The 6,000-nt window shown below is 66.5% G+C and carries 7 protein-coding genes; 1 reads left to right on the top strand and 6 read right to left on the bottom strand.

From position 1 onward, the window contains the following. The 5 genes from D5S08_RS10240 to D5S08_RS16690 form a co-directional block, all read right to left on the bottom strand. Positions 1 to 232 (bottom strand): hypothetical protein (locus D5S08_RS10240; RefSeq protein ID WP_206610315.1); only part of this gene is annotated, 232 nt, incomplete at its 3' end. Positions 233 to 234: 2 nt separating this feature from the next. After that, positions 235 to 1,812 carry a pectate lyase gene (locus tag D5S08_RS10235; RefSeq protein ID WP_121118113.1) on the bottom strand — a complete coding sequence of 526 codons (1,578 nt, stop codon included), beginning with the start codon at positions 1,810 to 1,812 and terminating at the stop codon, positions 235 to 237. 108 nt (positions 1,813 to 1,920) lie between these two features. Beyond that, positions 1,921 to 2,445, bottom strand: a complete 525-nt coding sequence (locus tag D5S08_RS10230) for a DUF1993 domain-containing protein (protein WP_121118200.1) — start codon at positions 2,443 to 2,445, stop codon at positions 1,921 to 1,923. A 102-nt stretch (positions 2,446 to 2,547) separates the two neighbouring features. After that, complete coding sequence (locus D5S08_RS10225; protein ID WP_241557338.1) at positions 2,548 to 3,597, bottom strand: Ca2+-dependent phosphoinositide-specific phospholipase C; 1,050 nt, start codon at positions 3,595 to 3,597, stop codon at positions 2,548 to 2,550. Then, entirely contained in the window at positions 3,594 to 3,764 is a 171-nt protein-coding gene (locus D5S08_RS16690; RefSeq protein ID WP_155522969.1) for a hypothetical protein, read from the bottom strand. Before D5S08_RS16690 ends, D5S08_RS10225 begins: the two co-directional genes overlap by 4 nt. Positions 3,765 to 3,971: 207 nt before the next feature. On the opposite strand from D5S08_RS16690, the gene D5S08_RS10220 reads away from it, so the two are divergent. After that, positions 3,972 to 4,772: a SirB1 family protein gene (locus D5S08_RS10220; RefSeq protein WP_121118196.1), complete on the top strand. Its 801-nt coding sequence runs from the start codon at positions 3,972 to 3,974 to the stop codon at positions 4,770 to 4,772. 60 nt (positions 4,773 to 4,832) lie between these two features. Here the strand turns inward: D5S08_RS10220 and D5S08_RS10215 are convergent, their stop codons facing one another. Further along, positions 4,833 to 5,870, bottom strand: coding sequence for an aldo/keto reductase (locus tag D5S08_RS10215; RefSeq protein WP_121118111.1), 1,038 nt, complete (start codon positions 5,868 to 5,870; stop codon positions 4,833 to 4,835). Between the last annotated feature and the right edge of the window lie 130 nt (positions 5,871 to 6,000).

Genomic DNA, 6,000 nt, shown 5'->3' with positions numbered 1-6,000 from the left:
AGTAACGGCGCCCGTCGCGCGTCTCCGCTTGCGCTTCGGCAGCGGTGAAGCCGGCGCGGGCGGCACGCGCGGCGGCCAGCACTTGCGCCGGTACCTCGGCGAGGGGCACATCCGTCTTGCCGCTGCTGGCCACGCGGACGGGAGCGCCCGCCTCCGCTTCCCGATCGGCGGTGTCAGAGGGGGAGCAGGCGCAGGTGGCATATGCCAGCAGGAGGGGGATGATCCTGTTCATGCTCATCGCTCCGTTTCCAGCGCCGCGATCAGGCGCGCCATGTTGGCGATATAAGCCGATGTGGAGATGCCGGTGACAGGCTGATCGGTGGTGTAGGGCGAGGTATCGGACGGGTCGCCCACATGGGTCGTGCGATAATCGCCCGCCACCGGATCGGCCGGGCCGTCGCCACGGTAGGGGTTGCTGGTGGCGCGCAGTTCGGTCGGCCACCAGCCTTCGCGGTTGAGCGACCGCGTGAGCTGCGCGACGCTGGCATCGGTGTCCCCGGCATTGAGGTCCGAGCCGGTGTGGCCTCCGCTCACGAAGTAGCGCGGCAGCGGCTGTGCAGCGGATCCGTAAAGCGGCGAGCTTGCCACCAGTTCGGCCGGCGGAATGTTGCGGACCTCTTCATATTCCCGTCGCAGCGCGGGGACGTTGATCGATGCCGAGCCGGAATAATGGCCAAGGGTCGCTTCCGGGCTGTAGTCCCAGTAATATTCGCCATTGACCACGTTGGAGCCGCGGCGGTGGACGTAGATTGGCCGGTTGCTCCCGAACTCGACAAAGGTCGGGAAATCGCGCCCCTTCACCGGCTCCGCCAGGCGCAGACCTTCCAGCCAGTCGAGCGTTTCCGGGATGCGGGCCAGGAACTTGGTCTCCCCGGTCAGGCGGTAGAACTCCATCAACTGGCGGACATTGCTCGCCGTGGTGGGAGTGTGGAGTGCATTGGGCTCATAAGTGCGCGCGCCCGCCGGGCGCAGATCGTCCGGCGTGTACTGGAGCGCCCAGCCGGGCTGCGGCGATCCCAGATGCGTCACCAGATACAGGTTCATGCCGCGCACGATCGGATCGAGCACCCGCGCATCGCCGAGCGCCTGATAGATCATGAGGAGGAACTTGACGTTCTCGGCCGCCACATCGTCGTTGAAGGTGATGTAGCGCTGGTAATCGGGGTAGGACGGATCATAGGGCCAGCGCTGCGGCCAGCCCCCGATCGGGTACTGGCTGTCGAGGACGAAGCTGATCGCCTTGTCGAGCGCGGGCCGGTACTTCGCATCCCGCTTCTCGAGGTAGAGGCGCAGCAGGAACTGCGACGCTTCCGACGTGCCCATGTCATCGAAGGTGGCATTGTCGGAATAGTGCTGGAATTCCTCCATCCGCCAGGCATTCGCGCCCAACGTCTCGTACCAGTGCCTCGTCGCGGCCGGACTGGCGAAATCGATGAAGTAGTTCCACCCGCCCGAGCGGTGCTGTCCGGCGACAAGCGCGCCGGCGACCTGCTCGGCCGCCATGTAATAGTAGTCATCGCCGGTCGCGTGATAGGCATCGAGGTACAGGTGCCCCATGGTGGCGGTGCCCGGAGGCTGGACCCAGATCATGCTGGGCGTCGCCTCGATCTCCCCCCATCGGCGCGACCGGTCGGGCAGGTACGACCAGACATAGCCGCCATTGGTTGCGAGATCCTCGACCATGAAGCGGGTCGCCCGGCGCATGGTCTCCAGGATCTGCTCGCGCCCGGGCGAGGCCGCGAGAGCGGGGCTGAACTGCAGGGTGAGCGATAGCGCCGCAGCGCTCCCCAGCAGATGGCGGCGGCTGATCATTCCCGGCTCTCCCATGCGCGGCTGCTCCCGTGATCGGAGCTTGCCATTTCGGTGACCGGACCTTGGCATGAAGTGTGGGGATCGGGAAAGGTGCAATGGGCGGAAAACCTACGGCAATTTCAGGCGCGGCACTCCCAGGAAGTCGCGCTTGCCGATCGCCAGGCCTTGCGCCCGCAGGATCGCGTAAGCTGTCGTCGCATGGAAATAGAAGTTCGGCTGCGAGAAAGAGAGGAAGAAGTTCGCGCCTGTGAACGGCAGTCTCCTTTCACCATTGGTGAACTCCACGTCCACCCCGGCCAGCGCGTCGACAGCTTCCCGGTCGAGGGTGGCGAGCCGGGCGTCAGCGCCCTGCAGGACACCGCGCAGCCCGGCAAAGTCGGTCGGCCAGGCATTCCTGTCGGGCGAGAAGCTTCCGGCGCGCGCGCCTTCGATGCTGCCGATCGAATGCACGGCGCAGGATTTCACCTGATAACCGAGCGGGTGCATGTCCGGGGCGAGCCGCGCGTCGATCATCGCCGTGTGGGGGATGTCGTGTTCCTCGCAGAAGATCTCGGCCTTATGCAGCACTTGCTCGAGCGCACCCAGGATCTGGCGATAGGAAGGGATCACGGCCTCATATAGCGAGAAGGACATCTGCTGCTCCGATTGCTGGTGCACTGTGCCCCCGCCGGAGGGGGGGCGCCAGCATCTTCTGCCTTGCGGCTGCGCATGGTGGTCGGGTGCGCCACCGGCCTGTCACGGCTCCAGAGGACATCCGCGGGGCACGCGCGCCGGGCTGCACCGCGCCATTGCGCCATCGGGCAGCGTGACGGTGAAGCCTGCCCGCAGCGGATCGGGCGCGCCCGGATAATAGTCGGTGCTGACTGCCTGTGCCCCGCTGTCCATGGCCGCCTGCGCCTTGGCATGATCGGCCGACCGCGCTTCGGCGGTGTTGGCGTCGGTGCGGGTGCGTACGATGATGCCGGCCTCTACCCAGCGCCGGATCTGCGCGCCGTCTACAAGCGGGTCCTGCACGATCTGGAGGACGGCTTCGGGCTGACCGTCAGGGTACCAGCCGAACATCGCCCGCCCGGCCAGCGCCGGGTGCCCGGCCCGGTACGCATCCGCCACCGCGCCACGCACATCCAGCACAAGGTAGATTCGACCGCGAGTCACGTCGAGGGCGGGCCAGCCCGTCCCCCGCACGGCGTCGCGCAAGGACGCCGCCGTGCCGCGCACCTCGTCCGGGGTGATCAACCGCCCGGCCGGGAGAACCGCGCGCACCTCCGCATCCAGCCGGTCGAGCAGGGCCGGATCGTTCAGCGGCAGCGGGTCGGTGATGCCGGGGCGACCGGACGGCAGGTCGGCCGCGTTCAGCGTGATCATGATCGGCAGGTGATCGGGATTGGCGCGCGACCAGGCGTCGATCTGCGTGAGGCACTGCGTCAGCGAGGCGCAGGTGCTGAGGTAATCGACGTCCGGGATGTGCAGGACCTTGTAGCCCGGCGCCAGCATCGCCTCGCGGTCGAAGCCGGTCGCCTCGCCGGTATCGCGCGCCCATGCCTCGCCCGCAGGATCGGCATAGCGCCCGCCATCCGGGTCTGCGAAGATGTCCAGCTCCAACTGGCGGATGCCGGCGTCCAGCTGCTCCGCCAATGACAGGTGATAATAGTCGAGCCCGTCGGCCAGCTTCGGTTCCATCGCCCGCAGACGTGCCATGACAGTGGCAGGGATCCGGGCCTTGAAGCTGTTGTGGGAGCCGACGACCTGGACATCGTTCATCGCCAGCGATGCCGGCTCGCTCACCCGAGCAGGATGAGCGTGGCATCGAGGGCAGCGGGATGGGCGATCCCGCCTTGATCCATGACGGAGGCATCCGGCATGATCGCCTGAGCGAAGGCAGACTGCGCCAGCGGCAGCGTGAAAGTGATGAATGGCAGCAGCAGCCGCAGTGTGCGCAGGTGGCGTGACATGATGTGTGTGTGTTCCCCGATGGCGCTGCCCCTGCGGAGCCGTTACGGCTGGACTGTGACGTCGCGGTGGCACTGGAGCATGCGCGGGACGGGGTGCGCCGCCGTTCCCGGCTCGCAACGCAAGGCTGGGCGGAGGTGGCCGACGATCAGGCACTGGTCGGCCCCGTTCGGGTCGACTTCGGCCGACCCCGTTCCCATCTTCGTGGCATGACCGACGACCTGACCCATCTTGGCCTTGTCGAAGACGGGGAGATCCGCCTTGACGAAGCTGCCTTGACGCTGGCGCTGCTGGACCATCCCGGTGTGGACCTCGCTCCCTATCGCCAGCTCCTAGACGAAATGGAAACGCGGGTCGGTGTTGCGGGTCGCGGGGTCACGGCGCCGGCCGAACGGGCAGATGTCCTCGCAATGGTGCTCGCCGGTGAGTTCGGCTTCGCCGGTGATGCGGACAGCTACGATCATCCGGACAATGCCGATCTGCTGCGGGTTCTCGATCGCCGCCGAGGGCTGCCGGTCAGCCTCTCGATTCTGTGGGTTGCCGTGGCGCGGCGTGTGGGGTGGACCGCGGATGCGCTCGACGTCCCTGGTCACGTTCTTGTCCTTCTGGGAGCGGAGGCCGATCCCGTCATCGTCGACCCGTTTGCAGGCGGCGTACGGGTCGACGCAGGCCGGCTCACCTCGCTTGTCCAGAGGTCCGGCGAGATACCCGGCGCAGTCACGCACATTGCAGCAATGCCCAACCGATCGGTGCTGGTCCGCCTGCTCCAGAACCAGGCGTCCCGTGCCGAACAGGCGGGGCAGGGAAGGCGCGCCCTCGAACTCTATGCCCGCATGACGATCATGGCGCCTGCGACCGTGCATGCATGGTGGGAGCGCGGGAGGCTTGAACTTCTTGATGACCATGTGAGCGCTGCCCGGGCCAGCCTGAGCGCGATCCTGGAGATCACCCGCGATCAGGCCCTTCGCAGACGGGTGTCGGAGACGCTGGAGGCTTTGCCTGACAGCTGAACGTGCTGCCCCGTTCCAGCTCTGAAACGGCGACGACCTGCTGGCTGCGAACGCTTCTGCTCAGCGCCGCTGGGCGAGTAGATCCCGCTGCATCTGACCCTGGCGCTCCAGCATCCAGCCGGGATACTCCCGCTGAAGCCCGCTGACCTTGTCCAGCGCGGCGAGTTCTTCTGCGGTCAGGTCGATCTCGGTGGCGCCCAGATTGTCTGCCAGCTGGTCGGGACGTTTGGCGCCGACGATGACGCTGGTCACTGCCCGTTGATGCAGCAGCCAGGCCAAGGCAATGCGAGCCACCGACACTCCCCGGTCTTCGGCGATAGGCCGGAGGGCCGCGATCACGGCATCGCCGCGGGCCGGCTCCACAGGCGGGAAGTCGAACGCTGTACGGCGGCCGTCGCCAGGGTCTCCTGCGCTGTACTTGCCGGACAGGAAACCGCCGGCGAGCGGGCTCCAGACCATCAGCCCGACCTCTTCGGACAGGAGCATCGGCGCGATTTCCCGCTCCAGTTCGCGGCCGACCAGTGTGTAATAGGCCTGCAGCGATGCAAAGCGGTGCAGGCCGAGCCGCTCGGCAATGCCGAGCGCCTTGGTGATCTGCCATGCGGCCCAGTTCGACACGCCGACATAGCGGACATGGCCATGCTGTACGAGGGTATCGAGCGCGCGCAGGGTTTCCTCGATCGGCGTCACCGGATCAAAGCCATGGATCTGATAGAGGTCAACATGGTCGAGCTGAAGGCGCTTCAGGCTCGCCTTGCAGGCATCGATGAGGTGGTAGCGGGAATTGCCGCGGGCGTTCGGCCCCAGGCCGGTCGCACCGAAGCCTTTCGTCGCCACGACGATCTCGTCCCGCTTCAGACCGAGGTTGCGAATGGCCTGGCCGGTAATCTCTTCCGAGCGGCCGTCGGCATAGACATCGGCGGTGTCGATGAAATTGACCCCGCCCTCTACCGCAGTTCGCACAAGCGTGTCGGCCTCGTCCTGGCCGAGCTGGCCGATCTTCGCCCACATCCCTTCATCACTCTCGCCGAATGTCATCGTGCCAAGGCAGAGCTCGGACACGAACAGGCCGGTACGGCCAAGAGTGTTGTAGCGCATGGGGGAAGGCCTCTGGAAATGTGCTGTTCACCGCCACAACGCTCGACAGGAAAGCGGGTTCAAACTTTCGCTCGTCCGTACGTCGAAGCTTGCTCTGGGCCCCGGGCAGACCGATTTGCGGGACCCAAAG

Origin of the sequence: Croceibacterium ferulae (genome assembly GCF_003660445.1) — a bacterium.
GTDB classification, from domain to species: domain Bacteria; phylum Pseudomonadota; class Alphaproteobacteria; order Sphingomonadales; family Sphingomonadaceae; genus Croceibacterium; species Croceibacterium ferulae.
The sequence above is the reverse complement of the archived record's forward strand: the minus strand, read 5'-3'. Positions and strand labels throughout refer to the sequence as shown.